Origin of the sequence: Thioalkalivibrio sp. ALJ16, assembly GCF_000377345.1 — a bacterium.
In the GTDB taxonomy this organism is placed as follows: domain Bacteria; phylum Pseudomonadota; class Gammaproteobacteria; order Ectothiorhodospirales; family Ectothiorhodospiraceae; genus Thioalkalivibrio.
Map to the genome: position 1 here is coordinate 362,949 of NZ_KB898037.1, position 20,038 is coordinate 382,986.

Here is a 20,038-nt window from a genome sequence, read left to right on the forward strand (position 1 = left end):
CCTTGCGATTCAGTGAGAAGGGTCAGCGGCTGTCTTGTTCGCGCTTGAAGCGCGTGAAGTTCTGGTCCCTGTAATGGCCTTTGGCCACGAACTCGCCCAGCTGCAGGAACTCGCGGGTGTCGCGGGTGGCCCCGGTGAAGCGGGCGATCGGTTCGCCGTCGAGGTTGAAGAACTGGAACACCGGGGTGGCGCGTACGCGGAAGTCGCGGGTGGCCCATTCCATCTGGGTCTTGGTCTCGCCGTCGAAGGTGACGATCTCGATCGCGCCCTCGACATCGACGCTGAATACCCGGAAGTGCTCGCTGAAGTACTCCTGCACCTCGGGCTGATTCAGGACCTGGTTTTTCATGCGGTGGCAGAACGGACAGTCGGCCATCTCGAAGAAGATCAGGATGCCTTTCTTGCCCGCGGCGCGGGCATCTTCCAGTTCCTCCGGGAATTCGCCGAAGGTTGGGTCGAAGAAGTGATGATCCGGGTCGCGCGGATCCTCGACGCCGGCGCCTGCCAGTGCCGGCAGCAGCAAGGCGAGGACGATGAGCGCCAGGAGCGGGGTCGGGTTTCGCAGCATGCTCGGGATCTCCGCAATATATCGATTGCCGTATGCACCAATGACGTGCAGCAGGCTGACTTAATTCCCCTGTTCGTGCAAGGAAAACAGCGCCCTGGCCACGACGGGAGGGCGGCCGAGCCTCCGTAGTGGCAATCGACACCCAGCGGGGCGCGTGTTCCAATACTTACGCAATATATCCGGAACACCCCATGCGCAGCCCCTTCTTTCCGCTTTTCGTATTCCTTGGCCTGATCCTGCTCGAGATCTTCGGGTTTGCCTGGGTCGGCGATGCCGTGGGCGCGCTGATGACGGTGGTGCTGGTGATCGTGACCGCCGCGGCGGGCCTGCTGCTGTTCCGCCTGCAGGGGTTTTATCACTGGCGCCGTTTGCAGCAAAGCCTGGCGCGTGGCGAGGTGCCAGCGCTCGGGCTGGTCGAGGGCTGGCTGCTGATGGCGGCCGCGATGCTGCTGCTGTTGCCGGGATTCTTCACGGATGCCGCCGGGTTCGTGCTGCTGATCCCGCCCCTGCGCCGCTGGGTGGCGGCCGGCGTGCTGCGCCGCGGGATGATCCGCACGCGAGGCCCGGGGCCGGGGGGGCGCGGTGGCCCCGGTCCGATCGAAGGCGAATTCCGGCGGCACGAGGACGGTAGCGAGCCGCCTGACGACCGGCTCGATCACGACGATCGGCGCTGATCCAGTCGGTTTCTCCGCACCGTTTTACGCGCAGGCGCTGACGACCGTTACGCGACCCGGGTCAAGTTCGCGGTACACGCCCTTGACTCGCCCTTGTGTGCCCCTATTATTAGCACTCGTCAGGGGTGGGTGCTAACAGGGCGCCCGCCCGACACCCCCAACTTTCCTGTTGCAGACATTCAATAAGGAGTTCGCACCATGAACCTGCGGCCTTTGCACGATCGAGTCATCGTGAAGCGTATGGAAGAAGAGCGCACCACCCCCGGCGGTATCGTGATCCCGGATTCCGCGGCCGAAAAGCCGGTTCGCGGCGAGGTGGTTGCGGTAGGCAACGGCAAGATCCTGGAGAACGGTGAAGTCCGCGCGCTGGACGTGAAGGCCGGTGACAAGGTCCTGTTCGGCAAGTACTCCGGCACCGAGGTCAAGGTCGAGGGTGAAGACGTCCTGGTGATGCGCGAAGACGACATCATGGCCGTCATCGAGGGCTGAGGCCCCGTCCCGCGTCCGTCTAACACGAATTTTCAGGAGTAGAACGAATCATGAGCGCTAAAGAAGTTCGCTTTGGTACCGATGCCCGTACCCGTATGGCCAAGGGCGTGAACACCCTGGCCAACGCCGTGAAGGTCACCCTCGGTCCGAAGGGCCGCAACGTGGTCCTGGACAAGGCCTTCGGTGCCCCGACCGTGACCAAGGACGGCGTGTCCGTGGCCAAGGAGATCGAACTGGAAGACAAGTTCGAGAACATGGGCGCCCAGCTGGTCAAGGAAGTCTCCTCGCAGACCTCCGACGCCGCCGGTGACGGCACCACCACCGCGACCGTGCTGGCCCAGTCCATCGTCCGCGAAGGCATGAAGGCGGTCACCGCCGGCATGAATCCGATGGACCTGAAGCGCGGCATCGACAAGGCCGTGAAGGCCGCCACCGAAGAGCTGAAGAAGCTGTCCAAGCCGTGCACCGAGCACAAGGCGATCGCCCAGGTGGGCTCGATCTCCGCCAACTCCGATACCGCGATCGGCGAGATCATCGCCGATGCGATGGACAAGGTCGGCAAGGAAGGCGTGATCACCGTCGAGGAAGGCTCCTCGCTGGAAAACGAACTGGATGTCGTGGAAGGCATGCAGTTCGACCGCGGCTACCTGTCGCCGTACTTCATCAACAACCAGCAGAACATGAGCGCCGAGCTGGACGACGCCTACATCCTGCTGTTTGACAAGAAGATCTCGAATATCCGCGATCTGCTGCCGATCCTGGAAGGCGTGGCCAAGGCCAACAAGCCGCTGCTGATCATCGCCGAGGACATCGAAGGCGAGGCCCTGGCCACGCTGGTGGTGAACTCCATGCGCGGCATCGTGAAGGTCGCCGCCGTGAAGGCCCCGGGCTTTGGCGACCGTCGCAAGGCCATGCTGCAGGACATCGCCGTGCTGACTGGTGGTCAGGTGATCTCCGAAGAAGTCGGCCTGTCGCTCGAGAAGACCACGGTGGAAGACCTGGGCCGTGCCAAGAAGGTGCAGGTGACCAAGGAAAACACCACCATCATCGACGGCATGGGCACCAACAAGGACATCAAGGGCCGTGTTGACCAGATCCGTGCGCAGATCGAGGAAGCGACCTCCGACTACGACAAGGAAAAGCTGCAGGAGCGCGTGGCCAAGCTGGCCGGCGGTGTTGCGGTGATCAAGGTTGGCGCCGCCACCGAAGTCGAGATGAAAGAGAAGAAGGCCCGCGTCGAAGACGCCCTGCACGCCACGCGTGCGGCGGTGGAAGAAGGCGTGGTCCCCGGTGGTGGCGTGGCCCTGCTGCGTGCCTGCGCCGCGATCACCAAGCTCAAGGGCGACAACGAAGAACAGACCGCGGGTATCAACATCTGCCGTCGTGCGATGGAAGAGCCGCTGCGCCAGATCGTCTACAATTCCGGTGACGAGCCGTCTGTGGTCCTGAACCAGGTCCTGGAAGGCAAGGGCAACTACGGCTACAACGCCGCCAGTGGCGAGTTCGGCGACATGATCGAAATGGGCATCCTGGATCCGACCAAGGTGACCCGTTCCGCGCTGCAGAACGCCGCATCGGTCGCGGCCCTGCTGATCACCACCGAGGCCATGATCGCCGACGTCCCGAAGAAGGATGACGGTGGCGGCGCCGGCGGCGACGACATGGGCGGCATGGGCGGCATGGGCGGCATGGGGGGTATGGGCGGCATGATGTAAGCCGTTCCGGACCCGTACATCGCCGATGTACCCGGAGACCCCGCCTCGGCGGGGTCTTTTTGTTTGGGGCCGCGGGCCGCGAAGGGCCGGTATTTCTCCGGCAATGCAACGGAACCCGAGCGAGTACCGTGTGTCTTCTGTGGGGTCCTGCGTTAACCGGGGGTTGTACCCGTGCGGGTCCCGGCTGTTGTAATCCCGGGACAGTGGAGACGAAGTGTCTGGTTATGCAGCAGTTTGCGGAATGTGACGGCGTTGTGATGCCGACACAAATTTTGCCCGCGAGCGCGTGCAAAACCCGAACTTGTGTGCCACTATCAGGGTACTGTAGAGAGCTTGGAGCAAGGAGCTCGCTGCTTGGGATTGCGGATGGTGTACGGCTTTGCGTGTGCGCACGGCGAACCCCACGGTCCGACGTCGATTGTTTTTACAAGGAGGCTATGCAATGAAACACAAGCTGGTGAAGAATCTTCTGGCCGCATCCGTCGCCTCGCTGGTGCTGGGTGCTGCCGGTCAGGTGGTTGCGCAGGAGCCGCCGGCCGCGAACGTCACCGACCGCAGCGGCAAGGTCGTGGTCGACCGTTCCGGCGAGTGCGTGCGCACCCGTTCCTGGGCTGCGGAAAACGTGAAATTCCCGCATTGCGCGGGCTACATCGAGGAAACCGCCGAAGCCCCGGCGCCCGAGCCCGCCGCCGCGCCGGAGCCGGAACCGGAGCCGGAATTCACCACCACCACCCTCAGCGCCCAGGCCCTGTTCGGCTTCGACAGCGCCGAGCTGCGCGCCGAAGGTCGTTCCGCCCTGCGCGATCTGGCCCGCAGCCTGACCGCCGATGACGCCGAGTACAGCTCGGTGCTGGTCGAAGGTCACACCTGCACTATCGGTCCGGCTGACTACAACCAGGGGCTGTCCGAGCGCCGTGCGGCCGCTGTGGCCGAGTTCCTGGCCAGCGAAGGCGTGCGCGAAAGCGACATCCGCACCGTGGGTTATGGTGAAGATCGGCCGACCGCCGACAACTCCACCCAGGCGGGCCGCGAGGCCAACCGCCGCGTGGAAGTGACCTCCGACGTGCGCAAGCGCGCCAACTAAGGTCGCACGCGACACCCCGGCTGCCAGTTCGCTGGCACGCCGGTACCGAGCCCCGCTTCGGCGGGGCTTTTTTGTGCGTGCTCCGCGGCCGGTGGCCGGCGAACCTTTCGCGGCTCCAGGGGGGGGCAGGGAAGCACACGCCGGGCCCTTCAGCCTGCGTTAATCTTGCGCCCCTAGACTGAGTCCAGACATTCGGAAAACCAGGTCACCATGATGATCCATAGCATCCCGAGACACTCTCTTTCCGCAGCCTTGCTGGGTGCCGTCACTCTGCTGGTCGGCCTGTTGCTGTCACCCGGTGCGGCCGCCAGCGGCGTGGAACGCGCGACGGACCTGCAGGGCCTGGCCGGTAATGGCAATGGCCAGCCGACCCTGATCATGTTCGCCTCCAGCAGCTGTCCCTACTGCGATCGGGCGGAACAGCATCATCTCGGTCCGATGACCGAGGATGCCGCGTTCGCGGACGTGAACATACGCAAGGTGATGCTGGACCGGGAGACCGTGCGCGACTTCAATGGCGAGAGCCTGCCGGGGAATGTCCTCGGGCGGAATTACGGCGTGCGGGTAGTGCCGACCATCATGGCTTTTGATGCCGAGGGGCGTCCCGCCGGCACGCCGCTGGTGGGGATTCCCAACGAACAGCTGTACCGCAGTCAGATCCGCACTCGCATTGAGGCCGCCCGTCACGGGGCCGGCGACTCCTCGAGCTAGCCGGACACGGTTCCGCTGGCCACGCCGAGGCAAAGGCCGGTCCCGCCGCCACATTGCGTTGCTGCTCGCGACGTCGCGCCGACGGCATCCCTCGCGAGAGCATCGGTAGGGCCAGGTCCCTCGGCTGCCCGTGCACGAGTGTAGTCCGGACATGTCCTGGGCCTGCGTGTTGTCACCGCACACGGCTTTCTTTGTGCTGCCGTGCCCTTCGTGGTGATTCATGCCCCTGATCTGCTGGTCGCCGCCTGTAGTGCATGGCGCCTTAGGGAAACGCAACGCTGTGCGCGCGCCCGTTTTTGATCAACAACGGGCGGCCGAGCCCCTGCTCTCAATGGTTTGTGGGGTTGGTGCCCCCCCCTGATTCTGAATGAATATGGCCCGATCCTGCGTTGCGCCCCGCAATCCATCAAAAACGGGCGGGTAGAACCACTACCCACTGCACGACGCGCCTTGTCTCGGAAAACAGGGGGCACCAGCGCGGACGTGCGATTTAATCAGCGTTTCCTTAGCGTTCGATCCGGTAGATCAGGTCGACCGACTGCTCCGTGGTGCCGGAGGCAGTTTCCACGCTCAGGTTGCGCGTCAGCTCGTAGCGCAGCAGGACCTTCGAGGTGTTGTCGAACAACCCGATGGAGTAGCGCAGCAGGAGTCTTGGCGAGAGGTACAGACCCAGGGTCAGCGCGCTCTCGTCCAGCCCGCCCTCGGTATCCAGTTCCACCTCGTCCAGGCCCAGTTCGCGGCCGATGCGCTCGGTGATCACCGCGCCCTGTTCCAGCCCGTAGGCCGCCGCGGCGGCGGCGATCATGTTGCCGTCCGATTGTGACGCGCCCGACAGGGGCCGCCCGGTCAGCAGGAACGACATCGCCTCGGTCTCGTCCATCGGTGGCTCCGAGATGACCCGCGAGCGCAGGTTGTCCGGCGTACCCCGGATCTCGAGGCCGACCGTCACGTTGTACTCGCGCACGGTGCGCACCGCGCGCAGGTCCAGTTCCGGGTTCTCCGCCGGCCCCTGGAAGATGAGGCTGCCGCGTTCCACTCGCAGATCCTGGCCGTAGTCGCTGTACTGGCCCTCGGGGATGGTGATCTCGCCGAAGAGCTGAGTGGGCTGCCCGGTGATCTCCTCGACATCCACCTCGCCGGCGAAGCGCGCGGTCAGGCCAAAGCCGTCGAAGCGCACGTCGTCGCCCAGCCGGATCCGGATCCGGATGTCGGTCTTCAGCCCCTGGGCCTCCTGGATCTCCTCGCCGAGGATGATCTCGTCGCCGGAGACCCGGATCGCGCCCGGCGGCAGATCCGGCGGGCGGATGCGCGCCCAGGGCAGGAACACCTCGCCGCGCACGCGAATGCCGTCGGCGGGGGTGAAGACCAGCTGCAGGTCCGGTGTGATGCGGGCCTCGGCGTCCACCCGGTTGACCACCAGGAAGTCCGTGCCGGCCAGATTCAGTTCGGCGCGCGGGCCGTCGCCCCCGAGATCGACCCGGCCGTCGAGGTCGATGCCGCCATCTCCCGACTCCAGCCGCCCGGAGAGCGTCAGCTCCTCGGCCGATACCACGCGGGCCGTGATCTCGGGGATCACAACGTCGATACCCGCCTCCGGGATCAGCACGCCCCCGTCGCGGAAGGCCAACTCACCCTCCACCAGCGGTGCGTCGAGGCGGCCGCCAAAGTCCAGGCGGGCGTCCAGGGAACCCCTGAGGCGCTGGATCTCGGGGCTCAGGGCGGCCAGCCAGGCCAGGTCCTCGAGGCGCGCGACCAAGTCACCGTCCAGGCGCAGGTCCTCGCCGTCCGGTCGCAGGCGGACGTCGCTGCGGGCGGTTCCGCCCTCCAGGAAGTCGAGGCGCAGGGCGGCGTCCACGTCGCGGTCGCGTACCCGGGCGGTCAGGCGCACATCGCGATAGGGCACATCTTCCAGATCCCCGTCCTCGTCCCGCACGATCAGGTGGCTGTCGGTCGGGGTCACGGACAGGTCTGCCGCCAGGATGCCGTCGGGGTCGAGGCGGCCGCTGGCCTCGGCGTTCAACTCGCCGGCGATGGCCAGTTCCGGCGGCAGGAAGGGCTCCAGCCACGCCAGGTCCAGAGCCCGGATGCCGGCATCGAATTCCGCCCCTGCGGTGGCGCTCCAGCGGGCCTCGGTACACAGGCGTGCCTCGTCCCGCGCCAGGCACAGGCGTCCCAGCTGTGCCTGCTCGGGCCCGCCCTCCAGCGCGACCGGTTCGGCCAGGTGCCAGGCCCCGGCGGCGGGCTGGTCCAGGTCCAGTCGTGCGAGCTGTCCGCGCCAGTGCAGGGTCTCGGGGTCCAGGCCGCCGCGCAGCGCCAGTTCCAGTGAGCCCAGGTTTGTCGCATCTGCGGCAAGGGTGACGCGGTGTTCATCCACGCGGCCGGAGGCGTCCAGCCGTAAAGACTCCACCCGAATACCGTCGCCCGGTTCCAGCCCGGTCAGGCGCAGCTCGATCTCGGCGGGTGCGGCTACCTCGAGGCCCGCATCGGCCTGCAATTCCAGCCGTTCCAGGGTGATGTCCGCCAGTCGCAGGCCGGCGCCGCTGCCGCGCGCCGCGACGCGCGGACGCTCGGGGTCCCCCGTGATACGCGCATCCAGTTCCAGCCGGCCGCCAAGGTCGGGCCAGGCCCGGTCCAGCTCCGGTGCATCCAGTTGCAGTTCGAAGTCGAGGGCGTCGGCCCACTCGCCGCGGGCGCTCAGCGTGTTGCGCCCCAGTGCCAGGTCCAGGCGGTCTACGCGCAGGTGTTCGCCCTCCAGCGCGAGGTCCGCCTGACCGGAGACGGGCTGTTCGCGCAAGTTGCCCTCCAGGCGTTGCAGTCGGGCCTGGAGGCGCGGGCGGCCGTCGGCGTCCAGGTGTCCCGCGCTGGTCAGGGCCAGCGCGAGCTGGCCGGGGAGTTCGGCGGCCACCTGCGACGGGTCCAACCCCTCGCCGTCCAGCGCGAGGTCCCACGCCAGGCCGTCGGTCCAGTCGAGTTCGCCGCTCAGGCTCAGCCGGGCACCCGTGTCGGTGGCGAGCTGCAGGCGCTCGATCTGGCTGCCGGTCTCGGTCAGCGCGACCCGGGCGTCACCCGTGATGTCGATCCCGCGCAGTCGGGCCTGCAACGGGGCCAGCTCGAGCTGCGCGGCGAGGCCACCGCTGGCGGGTGCGTAGTCGCCGTCCAGTGCCACGCGCAGTTGTTCAATACGGCCGTCCAGCTCCGGGTGCAGGCGTGCCAGTTCCGGGGCGGCGAGGTCCAGCCCGAGGTCGAAGGCGATGCGGTGATCCGGATCGGCCAGGTCGCCGGCCAGGCCCGTGGCCGCGCCCGCCAAATCCAGCCGCGCGAGGTCGCGGATGGCCAGGCGGGTGTCCTCGATGCCGGCCTCGCCATTGGCCACCCATGCGTTCAGGCTCCCGGTGATCGGGTGATTTTCGAAATGTCCTTCCAGTTCAGTGACGCTCGCGCGTGCCTCCAGGGCGGCCAGGGGCGGGGCGTCGGCCCCCAGCGGAAGGCGGCCCTGCAGCTGCGCCTTCAGGTGTTCGATCCCGGCATCCGCCTCCAGGCCCAGCGGCGCCGGCGTCAGCTGACGCGCCTCCAGGGTCAGGTCCCAGTCCAGGGCGTCGTCGAAGCGGACCGGGCCGGACAGGGCGAACCGACCGGCTTCGGAGACGATCTCCAAGCCTTCAAGATGCAGCGATTCGAGGTCCCCTCGTGCACGGGTGTTCAGCGCGATGCGCGGCCAGGGTGCGAGGGTGGCGGCCGTATCGATCTCCAGGGTCCAGGCCTCCGGTGTGCCGCGCGCGTCGAGGTACCCGGCTTCCACATGGATGCTCTGTTCCGGATCGAGGTGGTAGGCGAAGGGCTGCCACTGCGCGGTCAGTTCCAGCTCCGGCGTGGCGAACAGCTCGCGGGCACTGGCATGCAGGCTCAGCTCGATGCCGGCGCGCAGGTCATGGTCCACCTGTACGCGTTCCCGCAGGGCCCCGGTGACCCGCAGCTCGCCATGTGCCTCGTCGGTTCCCAGGCCCTCGGCGGCCGTCTCGGGCAGGGGTGCCTGCCACTGGCCACGCAGCTCGAGCGGATAGTCCCCGTCGGTCTCGATCTCGCCGGTCAGCCGGGCGCGGATCTCCGGCATGTCCAGTTCCAGCGCCTGCAGCTCGACCCGCGAACCACGCGCCCGGGCGCCGCTGGTCAGGCGGGTGATGGTGGCCAGTGGCTCGCCGGCCTGAAGGATCTCCAGGTCCTCGACGCGCAGCTGGCCCAGGCGTATCGCCAGCGGTAGCCGGATGGATTCAGGCAGCGCGAAGGGTTTGTCGTCGGAGACCGCCTCGGGGTCGGGCGGCGGGAGATCGACGCGCATGCCCGTGGCGGCCAGCACCCGGATGTTCAGTTCCCCGCGCAGCAGGCTGCGGGCACTGACGCCGATGCGGCCCGCGGGCAGATCGATCTCCGGGCCGTCGGGGAGGGCCAGGTACAGTCCGTGCAGCCGCAGTTCGGTAAACAGCGTTCCCTCGACCCGATCGATGCGCAACTCGACCGGGGCCAGGCGCTGGCCCTGCTCGGCCAGCCAGCGGGTGCCGGACTCGGTGGCGAGCAGTCCCGCCAGGGTGCCGAGCAGCACGATCACCAGCGTGAGGACGGTGGACAGCCCCCACAGCGTGGCGCGCAACAGCCGCTTCACAGGTCCGGCCCCATGGAGAAGTGGATGCGGAAGTCGTCGTCCGAATCCGGGCCGTGAGCCAGGTCCACGCGGATGGGCCCGACCGGGGAGCGCCAGCGTACGCCGACCCCGACCCCGTAGACCGGGTCGAATTCGTCCCATTCGTCCACCACGTTGCCGGCATCGACAAACATGGCGGCGCTCCAGTTGCCCGCGACCGGGTAGTCGTATTCGACACTGCCGACCACCTTGTGACGCCCGCCGATCACGTCGCCGTCCGCGTTGCGCGGCCCCACGCGCTGGTAGCCGTAGCCGCGGATGCTGGCGTCGCCCCCGGCGTAGAAACGCAGCGAGCTGGGCAGGTCCTGCACCGCGTCCACGTCGGTGAAGCCGGCGTCCGCGCGCGCCAGGACACGGCCCTTACCGAGACCGCGCACGATCTTGCCGCTGGCCAGGATCTGCGCGAAGGAGGTGCTGGACAGGATCTCCTCGCGGGCGCCCTGCGCCGTGGCCTCGAAGCGGTAGCCCCGTCGCGGCGTCATCGGGTCGTCGGCATCCATACGGCTGATGCGATAGGACGGGATCAGCAGCTGGCTGCGTCCGCGGTCATCCTCGCTCGCGACATAGTCCTCGTACTCGTAGCGCAGCCCCTCGGTGGTCTGCCAGCCGCTGCGGCGTTGCAGGATACGGTTGGCCCCGATCTGGAAGCGGTCGGACTCCTGGGTGTCGGTCTTTTCCGTGCGGTAGGTGGTGAACAGGTTCAGGCGTTCACGCAGCGGGTCGCGCAGCGGGATCTCGTAGTTGTAGCCGATGCCGGAGCGCACCGGGGACGCCTCGATCTCGGCCTGGTAGCGGTGGCCCCGGGTATTGGCGTAGCGATGTTCGTAGCGCAGGCGGATGCGCGGTCCGATATCGGTGGAGTAGCCGATGCCGGCCTCGTAGCTGTGGCGTTTGCGTGGTTCCAGCTCCGCGAGGATCGGGACTTCCAGCCCGTCCGCCGCATCGCGCTGCGGCCGCACCCGCACGGCACCGAAGTAGCCGCTGTCGTTGAGGTTGCGCTGCAGGGCGATGATCTGTGCCGAGCTGTAGGGATCGCCCTCCTCGAACGGCACCATGCGCTGCAGGAAGTCGTCCGCCAGGATGTCCTGTTCGATGTGCACGCGACCCATGCGGTAGCGATCCCCGGTCTCCATGTGCAGCCGGATCGCCGCGGTGCGGCCTTCGCGGTCGACTTCCAGGCGCCGAGTGTGCAGGTCGGCGTCGAAATAGCCGCGATCGGCGGCGATCCGCGTCATGCGGTTGCGCAGAGCCTCGTAGTGATCGTGGCGCAGGGTGTCGCCCGGACGGATATCGGTCTGGCTGCGTACGGCCTCGAAGCCGAGGTCGTCGGCGCCCGCGCCGGTGATCTGGATATCGATGTGTTCCACCGTGGTTGGCGGCCCCGGTTCCACGGTAATGCGGATTTGCCAGCAGGCATCGTCGCGTTCGAAGGCCAGCTCCAGCTCGGGGTCGTAGAAGCCGATGGCGCGCAGGGCATTGCGGGCGCGTTCCTCGGTGTCGCGCAGCAGTCGGCGCTCGCGAAAGCCGGGCAGGTCGCAGGGGTGGCGGGCGAGGTTGATGCTGTTGCGGATGTTGCCACGCTGGGCCTCGGTGCCGCCTTCGATCGCCAGCCCGGGGGTCGGTCCGTTCTCCGCGCTGGCCGGGGCCGCCAGCGCCAGCAGCGCAAGGAGCAGCATGGCCAGGCCTGGACCTGGGCCCCTGGTGCGGTGGACGCCGTGGATGCGGGCAGGGTTCATGGAATGATGATAGCGGTTGTAAGGGTGTGGCCGATGCATGCACGGTCAGGCGCGCGTGAGGTACTGATATGCAGGTCCGTTGTCGTGTCCGCCAGCGCGCAACAGGGGGCGGGAGTGTCCGGGCCCCGATGCATCCGTTTCGCGATGATGGTGTGCGTGGGCTTCGGAACGCACCGGGCGATGCGAGTTCCCGGCGACGGGTTCGGCCGTCAGTGCGGGTCCGCCTCAGCCGGCGGGGCAGTCGACCCCGCTGCCGCGAGAGAACACCACCAGGTGCGTGAAGTCGAGTCGCAGGCGCACGTGTTCGCCAATCACGAAGTTGTCGTGACTGGGTGCCATGCACAGGACGCTTATCCCGTCGGGCATGCGCAGGGTGTAGAGGAAGTCCGCCCCGCGAAAGGCCTTGTCGATGACCTCGGTCTGGAGGGTGCCGGCCTCGTTGTCGATCGCGATGTCGTCGGGGCGGACCAGGACATCGACCGCCGCGCCGGGGGGCAGCGATTCCGACAGGGTGCCCTCGATCTGCCCGAAGGTGGTGTCGACCACGTGCTCGGCGCAGACCATGCCCGGAACCAGTGTGCCTTCACCGACAAAGTCGGCGACGAAGCGGTCGGCCGGGCGGTGATAGAGGTTGTAGGCGGTATCCCACTGGGCCACGCGGCCCTGGTGGATCACGGCGATGCGATCGGCAAAGGCGAAGGCCTCGTGCTGGTCGTGGGTTACCAGGATGGCGGTGGTGTTCTCGGCACGCAGGATGCGGCGTACCTCGCGTGCGAGTTCGCTGCGCAGCTCCACGTCCATGCTGGAGAACGGCTCGTCCAGCAGCAGCAGCTTGGGTCGCGGGGCCAGCGCCCGGGCCAGCGCGATGCGCTGCTGCTGACCGCCGGACAGGGCGTGCGGGTAGGAGCCGCCATAGCCGGAGAGGCCGACCAGCTTGAGCAGGGCATGGATGCGCGCGTCGCGGTCCTTGCGGCTCCAGTCGCGAATGCCGAAGGCGATATTGTCGGCCACGCTGAGGTGCGGAAACAGCGCGAAGTCCTGGAACACCATGCCCACGCCGCGCCGTTCCGGGGGGGTGGTGTGGCGGGCATCGGAGACGGTGCGCCCGTCGAGCTGAATGCTGCCCTGCATCAGTGGCTCGAAGCCGGCGATGGCGCGCAGCAGTGTGGTCTTGCCACAGCCGGATGGCCCCAGCAGGCAGCCGATCTGGCCCTTGGCGAGGGCCAGCGACACCTGGTGGATCACGGCCTGGCCGTCATAGCCGATATCGACCCGGTCGAGGGCGACGAGCGGCGTGTGGGGCACCTGCAGGGTGGCTTCGCTGGGCTGGGTCATGGCGTATTGGTCGTGCCTGCGGGCATGGCGAGGGGTTTGGGTGGCGGTTCCGGGTCCGTGCCGCGGCTGCGATCCTGCTGGCCGGGACGCGAGCGGCCGATAGTCATCGACAGCAGGATAACGGGTACGAGTCCAACCAGCACGATCGCGAGGGCGGCGCTGGACGACTCGGCCAGGCGTTCGTCGCCGGCCAGCTCGAAGGCGCGCACCGCGAGGGTGTTGAAGTCGAACGGGCGCAGGATCAGGGTGGCCGGTAGTTCCTTGAGAACGTCGACAAACACCAGCAGCAGGGCCGTCAGCAGGGTGCCGCGCATGATCGGCAGATGCACCCGGGTCAGGGTCTGTAGCGGGCGCATCCCCAGCGAACGGGCGGCGTCATCCATGCTCGGCTGGATCTTGCCGAGACCGGCCTCCACCGTTTGCAGCGACACCGCGAGAAAGCGCACGGCATAGGCAAACAGCAGGGCAAACACGGTGCCGGACAGCAGCAGGCCCGTCGACAGCCCGAAGGTGCTGCGCATGAAGCTGTCGAGGGCGTTGTCGAAGGCGGCGAACGGGATCATCACGCCAATCGCGATGACGATGCCGGGGACGGCGTAGCCCATGCCGGCCACGCGGACCGCGATATGGGTAAAGCGGCCGCCTTCCAATCGCCGGGCATAGGCCAGAAGCAGGGCCAGGCTGACGGCGATGGCCGCCGCGGCCGCGGCCAGCCAGAAGGTATTGAACACCAGGCGTGCGAAACGTGCGTTCAGCCACTGCTCGGGGGTCTGCAGGGTCCACAGGCCGAGCTGCAGAGCCGGGAGCAGAAAGCCGAGCAGCACCGGCAGCAGGCAGGCGAAAAAGGCGGCCGCGGCCTTCCATCCGCGCAGCTGATAGCGCGGCAGGGTGGAGTAGCGCCGGCTGGTGTGGTGGAAGCGGGCCTTCGCCCGCGACCAGCGCTCGAGCACGATCAGGACGAACACGAAGGTCAGCAGCACGGTGGCGAGCTGGGCGGCGGCGGCCGGGTCGCCAAGGCCGTACCAGGTACGGAAGATGCCGGTGGTGAAGGTGCTGACGCCGAAATAGGCGACGGTGCCGTAATCGGCCAGCGCCTCCATCAGCGCCAGGGTGAGGCCGGCGATGATGGCCGGCCGCGCCAGCGGCAGGGCCACCCGGCGAAAGCCGCCAAACGGGCCGGCCCCCAGGGTGCGGGACACCTCCAGCACGCAGACCGACTGCTCCAGAAAGGCCGCGCGACTGAGCAGGTACACATACGGGTACAGCACCAGAATCAGCATGACCATCGCCCCGCCGATGGAGCGGATCTCGGGGAACCAGTATTCGCCATAACCCAGTCCGGTGAGCTCCCGGATCAGCCCCTGCACCGGGCCGCTGAAGTCGAGCATGCCGGTGTAGGTGTAGGCGATGATGTAGGCCGGCATTGCCAGAGGCAGCATGAGCGCCCACTGGAAGATCCGGCGCCCGGGGAATTCGCAGACGCTGACCAGCCATGCCACCGGTACGCCGATCAGCAGGACGCCGATCCCGACCCCGACCAGCAGCAGTAGCGAGTTGGTCACGTACTCGGCGAGGACCGTTTCGCGCAGGTGCTGCCATACCTCGCCGGCAGGGACGAAGATGTGCCCGAAGATGACCAGGATCGGCAGTGCCAGCGTGAGCGCGACCACAAAGGCAACGGCCGACCAGAGACTGAAAGGCAGTCGCCAGCGGTCCGGCCGGGCGGCCGGTGCAGTCAGGGTGGAGGTCGGCTCGGTCATTGATTGCGAATAATAAAGGTTCTTGTTTCGGGTGCCATCAAGGCTGCGTGCCGAGTGTCGGATTCACGATCCGGATGCACTATCGGGCCGCACTGGCAAGCAGAACGCCCCCGGGGATGCCGGGGGCGTTCTGCCGTCGGTGGGCGGTTCAGGCCGGGTCAGCGCCAGCGTGCCCGGTCCATGATGCGCACGGCCTCGGCGTTGTGATCGCCCAGGCGGTAGAGTTCGATGTCATCCGCCTGAAACTCCCCGAACCCCCGCAGGGTGGTGCTGGCTGGCACGTCGTCGCGGATCGGATATTCCTGGTTGGCCTCGGCGTACCACTCCTGTGCTTCGGCGGAGGTCAGGAATTCCAGCAGGCGAATCGCATTGTCGCGGTGGCGGGCGTGTGCGGTGACACCGGCACCGCTGACGTTTACATGGGTGCCGCGCCCGTCCTGGTTGGGCCAGAAGACGCCGATCTGTTCGGCCGCCTCGCGGTCACGCCCCTCGCTGTTCAGCATCAGGCCCAGGTAGTAGGTGTTGGCGATCGCCACATCGCAGACGCCGTCCGCAACCGCGCGGATCTGGTCGCGGTCGCCGCCCTGCGGGGAGCGGGCCATGTTGGCGACGATGCCGGTGGCCCACTCCTCGGCGGCTTCGGCCCCCTCGGTGGCGATCATCGCGGCCACCAGCGACTGGTTGTAGACATTGCTCGAGGAGCGCACGCAGATGCGTCCCTGCCACTGTTCCTCGGTCAGGGCCTCATAGGTCGAAAGTGCATCGGGGTCGACCCGGCTCTTGTGATAGAGGATGGGGCGGGCACGGGTGGACAGTCCGAACCACAGGCCCTCGGGGTCACGGTAGCGCTCCGGGATGTTGGCACGCAGAACGTCCGAATCCACGGCCTGCAGGACACCGGCCTCGCGGGCCTGATGCAGGCGCGCGGCGTCGGCGGTGATGAACAGATCCGCGGGTGAATTGCGACCCTCGTGGCGCAGGCGCTGAAGCAGGTTGTCTGCCGCGCCGGTTACGAGGTTGACGCGAATCCCGGTCTGGTCGGTGAAGTCTTCCAGCAGCGGGCGGATCAGGTTTTCCTGGCGCGCGGAGTAGAGATTGACCTCGTCCTGATCGGCGGGGCTGCAGCCCACCAGGGGCATGCTGATGGCGATGGCGGCGGCGGTGCCGACCAGCCAGGCAAGGGGGCGATAGCGCATGGGTCGATCCTGGTTGCGGGTGTCGCGGAACTGCATTGCGTAGACGATAACGATTGTCATTTGTGTTCGCATCCAAGTCAAGCGTGCGGGGCGGGGTGGTCTTCGTCCGCAACGCTGATACGCTTGGCGCATGGACAAGCCGCTTCCCGATTCGCCCGCCACCCTGTCGTCACCGCTGCAGCAGGAGGTCCGCGCGCTGCTCGACGAGCTGGAAGACAAGCTCGCCTGGCCGGACTCCCTGCTGGCGGCGACCCCTGCCCCGCTCGCCTTCAGTCATTACCTGGTGCAGACGGTGCGCCAGCACCCGGAGTACCTGCTGGAGGCACTGGACCCGGACAGCCGGGTGGCGGCCTGTGACGACGCCGCGTTTGCGCGCACGCTGGAGGCGCGCCTGCAGCGGGTGGAGGACGATGCCGGTCTGCGTCGGGCCCTGCGCGAGGTGCGCCACCGTGAGCTGATCCGCATTGCCTGGCGCGACCTTGCCGGGCTGGCGGATCTCGACGAGGTGATGCATGACCTCAGTCGTCTGGCCGAGTCGCTGATCGCCGGCGCCATGCGCTGGCTGGATGAGCACCTGCAGCGGCGCTATGGCCAGCCGCGCGGACCGGCGGGCGAGGCGCAGTCCATGGTAGTGCTGGGGCTGGGCAAGCTGGGTGGGGGTGAGCTCAACTTCTCCTCGGATATCGACCTGATTTTTGCCTTCGAGGAGTCGGGGGAGACCGACGGCGAGCGCGTGATCGAGAATCAGGAGTTCTTCCGGCGCCTGGGGCGGCAGCTGATCGCGGTGCTCTCGGATGTGACCGCGGACGGATTCTGCTATCGCGTGGACATGCGTCTGCGTCCATTCGGGGATTCAGGCCCGCTGGTGATGCACTTCGATGCGATGGAGGACTACTACCAGGCGCACGGGCGCGAGTGGGAGCGCTATGCCCTGATCAAGGCGCGGCCACTGGCTGGGGACCCGGAGGCGGGGGCCCGGCTGATGCGTCGGCTGCGTCCCTTCATCTACCGGCGTTACCTGGATTACGGCACGCTCGCGAACCTGCGTGAGCTGAAGCAGATGATCAACGACGAGTCGGCACGCCGCGGGCGCTTCGAGGATGTGAAGCACGGCGAGGGCGGGATTCGTGAAATCGAATTCATCGCGCAGTCCTTCCAGTTGATCCGGGGCGGCCGGGACCAGGCGCTGCAACGGCGCGACCTGCTGGGCGTTCTGGACGTGCTGAAGGGGCGCGAGCTGTTGCCGGGTTACGTGGTCGAACAGCTCGAACGTTCCTATCGCTTTCTGCGCCGGGTGGAAAACCGCCTGCAGATGCTGAACGACCAGCAGACGCACCGGCTCCCCTCCAACGGGGATGATCGGTACCGCCTGGCGCTGGCGCTGGGCTTTGAAGACGAGGCCGCCTTCGAGATGGCCCTGGTTCGCGAGCAGCGGCGGGTGCATGCGCATTTCGAGCAGGTCTTCAGTGCCCCGCAGCGGGCGGACGGCAAGGCCATGGAGGCCTCGCCGGAGACCGATCGCGAACAGCAGCTGAACCGTCTGTGGCAGGGCTCGCTGCCGGAGGCGGATGCGCTAAAGGTCCTGCGTTCGATGGACTTCCAGGATGCCGACGAGGCGCTGCGGGGCATCGCCGATCTGCGCGAGAGCCCGGGGGTCAGAGCCATGAGCGTCACCGGGCGTCAGCGGCTGGATCGTCTGATGCCGCTGCTGATCGGCGCGATCGCCGAGATGGAGGCGCCGGATGCCGTCCTGCCGCGCGCCCTGCAGATGGTTCGCACCATCGCCCGCCGTTCGGTGTATCTGTCGCTGCTGGTGGAGAATCCGCTGGCGCTCTCCCAGCTGGTCAAGCTGGTGGCGGCCAGCCCGTGGATCAACGAGCAGCTGACCCGGCACCCGGTGCTGCTGGACGAACTGCTGGACCCGCGGGCCCTGTATGCCCCGCCGGACCGGTCCGGCCTGCGCGAGGAGCTGGAGGCCGAACTGGCCCAGTTTCCGGAACAGGACCACGAGCAGATGCTGGACCGCCTGCGCCAGTTCAAGCAGGTACAGACGCTGCGGGTGGCGGCGGCCGATATCATGGGGTTTCTGCCGCTAATGAAGGTCTCCGATCACCTGACCTGGCTGGCCGAGGTCCTGCTGGAACGGGTCCTGCGGCTGGCCTGGGAGAAGATGGTCGAGCGCCATGGCGAGCCGCGCTGCGGCGGTGTCGAGGGAGGGCGCGGTGCCCGGTTCGCGGTGATCGGCTACGGCAAGCTGGGCGGCTTCGAGCTGGGGTACGGGTCGGACCTGGACGTGGTCTTCCTGCATGACAGCGAGGGTGACGAGGCCCAGACCGCCGGTCCCCGCGTGATCGACAACACGGAGTTCTTCGCCCGGGTCGCGCAGCGCGTGGTGCATCTGCTCGGGGCCTTCACCCCGGCCGGGCGCCTGTACGAGGTGGACACCCGGCTGCGTCCGAGCGGAACCGCGGGCCTGCTGGTCAGCGGGCTGCAGGCGTTCCGGCGCTATCAGGACGAGTCCGCCTGGACCTGGGAGCATCAGGCACTGGTGCGGGCCCGTTTCGTCGCCGGCGACCCGGCGCTGGGGGAGCAGTTCGATGCCCTGCGCCGCGAGGTGCTGACCCGCGCGCGTGACGCGGAAGCCCTGCGCGCCGAGGTGGTCGAGATGCGCGGCCGGATGCTGGCGGAGCACGCCTCGAAAAAGGGCCAGGGCTTCCATCTCAAGCGCGATCGCGGCGGTATCACTGATATCGAATTCATGGTTCAATACTGGGTTTTGGTATCCGCCCACGACCATCCCGCTGTCTGCGACTGGCCGGACAAGATTCGCACGCTGGAAACCCTCGGGCGCGAGGGCGTGATTGATGCGGGCCTGAGCGAGGCGCTGGCGGATGCCTATCGGGACTTGCGCAACCGCATCCATCGTCTGACGCTGGCGGGCTGCGAGGCCCGGGTCGAGGAGCCGGACGACGAACTGCTGGCGGTGCGCGACCGCATAATCGAAACCTGGAATGACCTGTTCGGTGCGCCGGACCCGGTCGCCAACAAGAACGCCTAGAGGGATACAAGACATGTCGATGGCCGACCGCGACGGGGTGATCTGGCTGGACGGGCAGATGGTGCCCTGGCGCGAGGCGCAGACCCACGTACTGACCCACACCCTGCATTACGGCATGGGCGTGTTCGAGGGCGTGCGCGCCTACAAGACCGAGCGTGGCCCGGCGATCTTTCGCCTGCAGGACCACACCCGGCGCCTGTTCAACTCCGCCAAGATCCTCGGCATGACCATCCCGTACTCGGCCGACGAACTGAATGATGCGCAGATCGCCTCGGTCCGCGACAACGGTCTGGAGAGCGCCTACCTGCGCCCGATGTGCTTTCTCGGCTCCGAGGGCATGGGCCTGCGCGCGGACAACCTGAACGTGCACGCGATGGTGGCGGCCTGGCACTGGGGCGCCTATCTGGGCGACGAGGGCATGGAGAAGGGCATCCGCATCCGCACCTCGTCCTACAGCCGGCACCACGTGAACGTGACCATGTGCAAGGCCAAGGCCAACGGCAACTACATGAACTCGATGCTGGCCCTGCAAGAAGCGACCCGCTGCGGCTACGACGAGGCCATGCTGCTGGATACCGAGGGCTACGTGGCCGAGGGCAGTGGCGAGAACATCTTCCTGGTGCGCGACGGCGTACTGGTCACCCCGGACCTGACCTCCGCGCTGGACGGCATCACCCGCCGCACGGTGATCAGCCTGGCCGAGGAGGAAGGCCTGCGCGTGGTGGAGAAGCGCATCACCCGCGACGAGGTCTACATCGCGGACGAGGCCTTCTTCACCGGTACCGCTGCCGAGGTGACCCCGATCCGCGAGGTCGACGACCGCCCGATCGGCTCCGGCACCCGTGGGCCGATTACCGAACGTCTGCAATCGCGCTATTTTGATGTCGTACAGGGCCGCGACCGTCAGCACGACGGCTGGCTGACCTACCTCTAGGGAAACACTGATTAATGCACACGCTCGCGTTGGCACCCCAGGTTTTCCGAGACAAGGCGCGTCGTGCAGCGGGTAGTGGTTC

13 protein-coding genes are annotated in these 20,038 nt (G+C 67.4%); 7 read left to right on the forward strand and 6 right to left on the reverse strand.

Features of this window, described 5'->3' with window-relative positions:
* Positions 1-22 precede the first annotated feature (22 nt).
* The gene (locus D000_RS0101850; RefSeq protein WP_018871852.1) at positions 23-568 is read right to left on the reverse strand and encodes a thioredoxin family protein; all 546 of its coding nucleotides are present in this window, start codon (positions 566-568) and stop codon (positions 23-25) included.
* A gap of 191 nt (positions 569-759) precedes the next feature.
* Here D000_RS0101850 and D000_RS0101855 point away from each other — a divergent pair, with 191 nt between their 5' ends.
* The 5 genes from D000_RS0101855 (at position 760) to D000_RS0101875 (ending at position 5,241) form a co-directional block, all read left to right on the forward strand.
* On the forward strand, positions 760-1,242 hold the full coding sequence (locus D000_RS0101855; RefSeq protein WP_018871853.1) for an FxsA family protein: 483 nt from the start codon (positions 760-762) through the stop codon (positions 1,240-1,242).
* A 198-nt stretch (positions 1,243-1,440) separates the two neighbouring features.
* Positions 1,441-1,731 carry a co-chaperone GroES gene (groES, locus tag D000_RS0101860; RefSeq protein ID WP_018871854.1) on the forward strand — a complete coding sequence of 97 codons (291 nt, stop codon included), beginning with the start codon at positions 1,441-1,443 and terminating at the stop codon, positions 1,729-1,731.
* Positions 1,732-1,781: 50 nt separating this feature from the next.
* Complete coding sequence (gene groL, locus D000_RS0101865) at positions 1,782-3,446, forward strand: chaperonin GroEL (RefSeq protein WP_026279685.1); 1,665 nt, start codon at positions 1,782-1,784, stop codon at positions 3,444-3,446.
* 442 nt (positions 3,447-3,888) lie between these two features.
* Entirely contained in the window at positions 3,889-4,530 is a 642-nt protein-coding gene (locus tag D000_RS0101870; protein WP_018871856.1) for an OmpA family protein, read from the forward strand.
* A gap of 210 nt (positions 4,531-4,740) precedes the next feature.
* Positions 4,741-5,241, forward strand: a complete 501-nt coding sequence (locus D000_RS0101875) for a thioredoxin fold domain-containing protein (RefSeq protein WP_026279686.1) — start codon at positions 4,741-4,743, stop codon at positions 5,239-5,241.
* 505 nt (positions 5,242-5,746) lie between these two features.
* Here the strand turns inward: D000_RS0101875 and D000_RS0101880 are convergent.
* The 5 genes from D000_RS0101880 to D000_RS0101900 form a co-directional block, all read right to left on the reverse strand.
* Positions 5,747-9,886: a translocation/assembly module TamB domain-containing protein gene (locus D000_RS0101880; RefSeq protein ID WP_026279687.1), complete on the reverse strand. Its 4,140-nt coding sequence runs from the start codon at positions 9,884-9,886 to the stop codon at positions 5,747-5,749.
* Between the two features lie 8 nt (positions 9,887-9,894).
* The gene (locus D000_RS0101885; protein WP_026279688.1) at positions 9,895-11,712 is read right to left on the reverse strand and encodes an autotransporter assembly complex family protein; all 1,818 of its coding nucleotides are present in this window, start codon (positions 11,710-11,712) and stop codon (positions 9,895-9,897) included.
* 186 nt (positions 11,713-11,898) lie between these two features.
* Complete coding sequence (locus tag D000_RS0101890) at positions 11,899-13,008, reverse strand: ABC transporter ATP-binding protein (RefSeq protein ID WP_018871860.1); 1,110 nt, start codon at positions 13,006-13,008, stop codon at positions 11,899-11,901.
* Positions 13,005-14,768, reverse strand: coding sequence for an iron ABC transporter permease (locus D000_RS0101895; protein WP_018871861.1), 1,764 nt, complete (start codon positions 14,766-14,768; stop codon positions 13,005-13,007). The genes D000_RS0101890 and D000_RS0101895 overlap by 4 nt, the downstream gene beginning before the upstream one ends.
* A gap of 158 nt (positions 14,769-14,926) precedes the next feature.
* Entirely contained in the window at positions 14,927-15,964 is a 1,038-nt protein-coding gene (locus tag D000_RS0101900; protein ID WP_026279689.1) for a Fe(3+) ABC transporter substrate-binding protein, read from the reverse strand.
* Between the two features lie 130 nt (positions 15,965-16,094).
* On the opposite strand from D000_RS0101900, the gene glnE reads away from it, so the two are divergent.
* Both glnE and D000_RS0101910 read left to right on the forward strand, forming a co-directional pair.
* Positions 16,095-19,022 (forward strand): bifunctional [glutamate--ammonia ligase]-adenylyl-L-tyrosine phosphorylase/[glutamate--ammonia-ligase] adenylyltransferase, encoded by a 2,928-nt coding sequence (gene glnE, locus D000_RS0101905; RefSeq protein ID WP_018871863.1) that lies wholly within the window; start codon positions 16,095-16,097, stop codon positions 19,020-19,022.
* Between the two features lie 13 nt (positions 19,023-19,035).
* Positions 19,036-19,956, forward strand: a complete 921-nt coding sequence (locus D000_RS0101910; RefSeq protein ID WP_018871864.1) for a branched-chain amino acid transaminase — start codon at positions 19,036-19,038, stop codon at positions 19,954-19,956.
* Positions 19,957-20,038 lie beyond the last annotated feature (82 nt).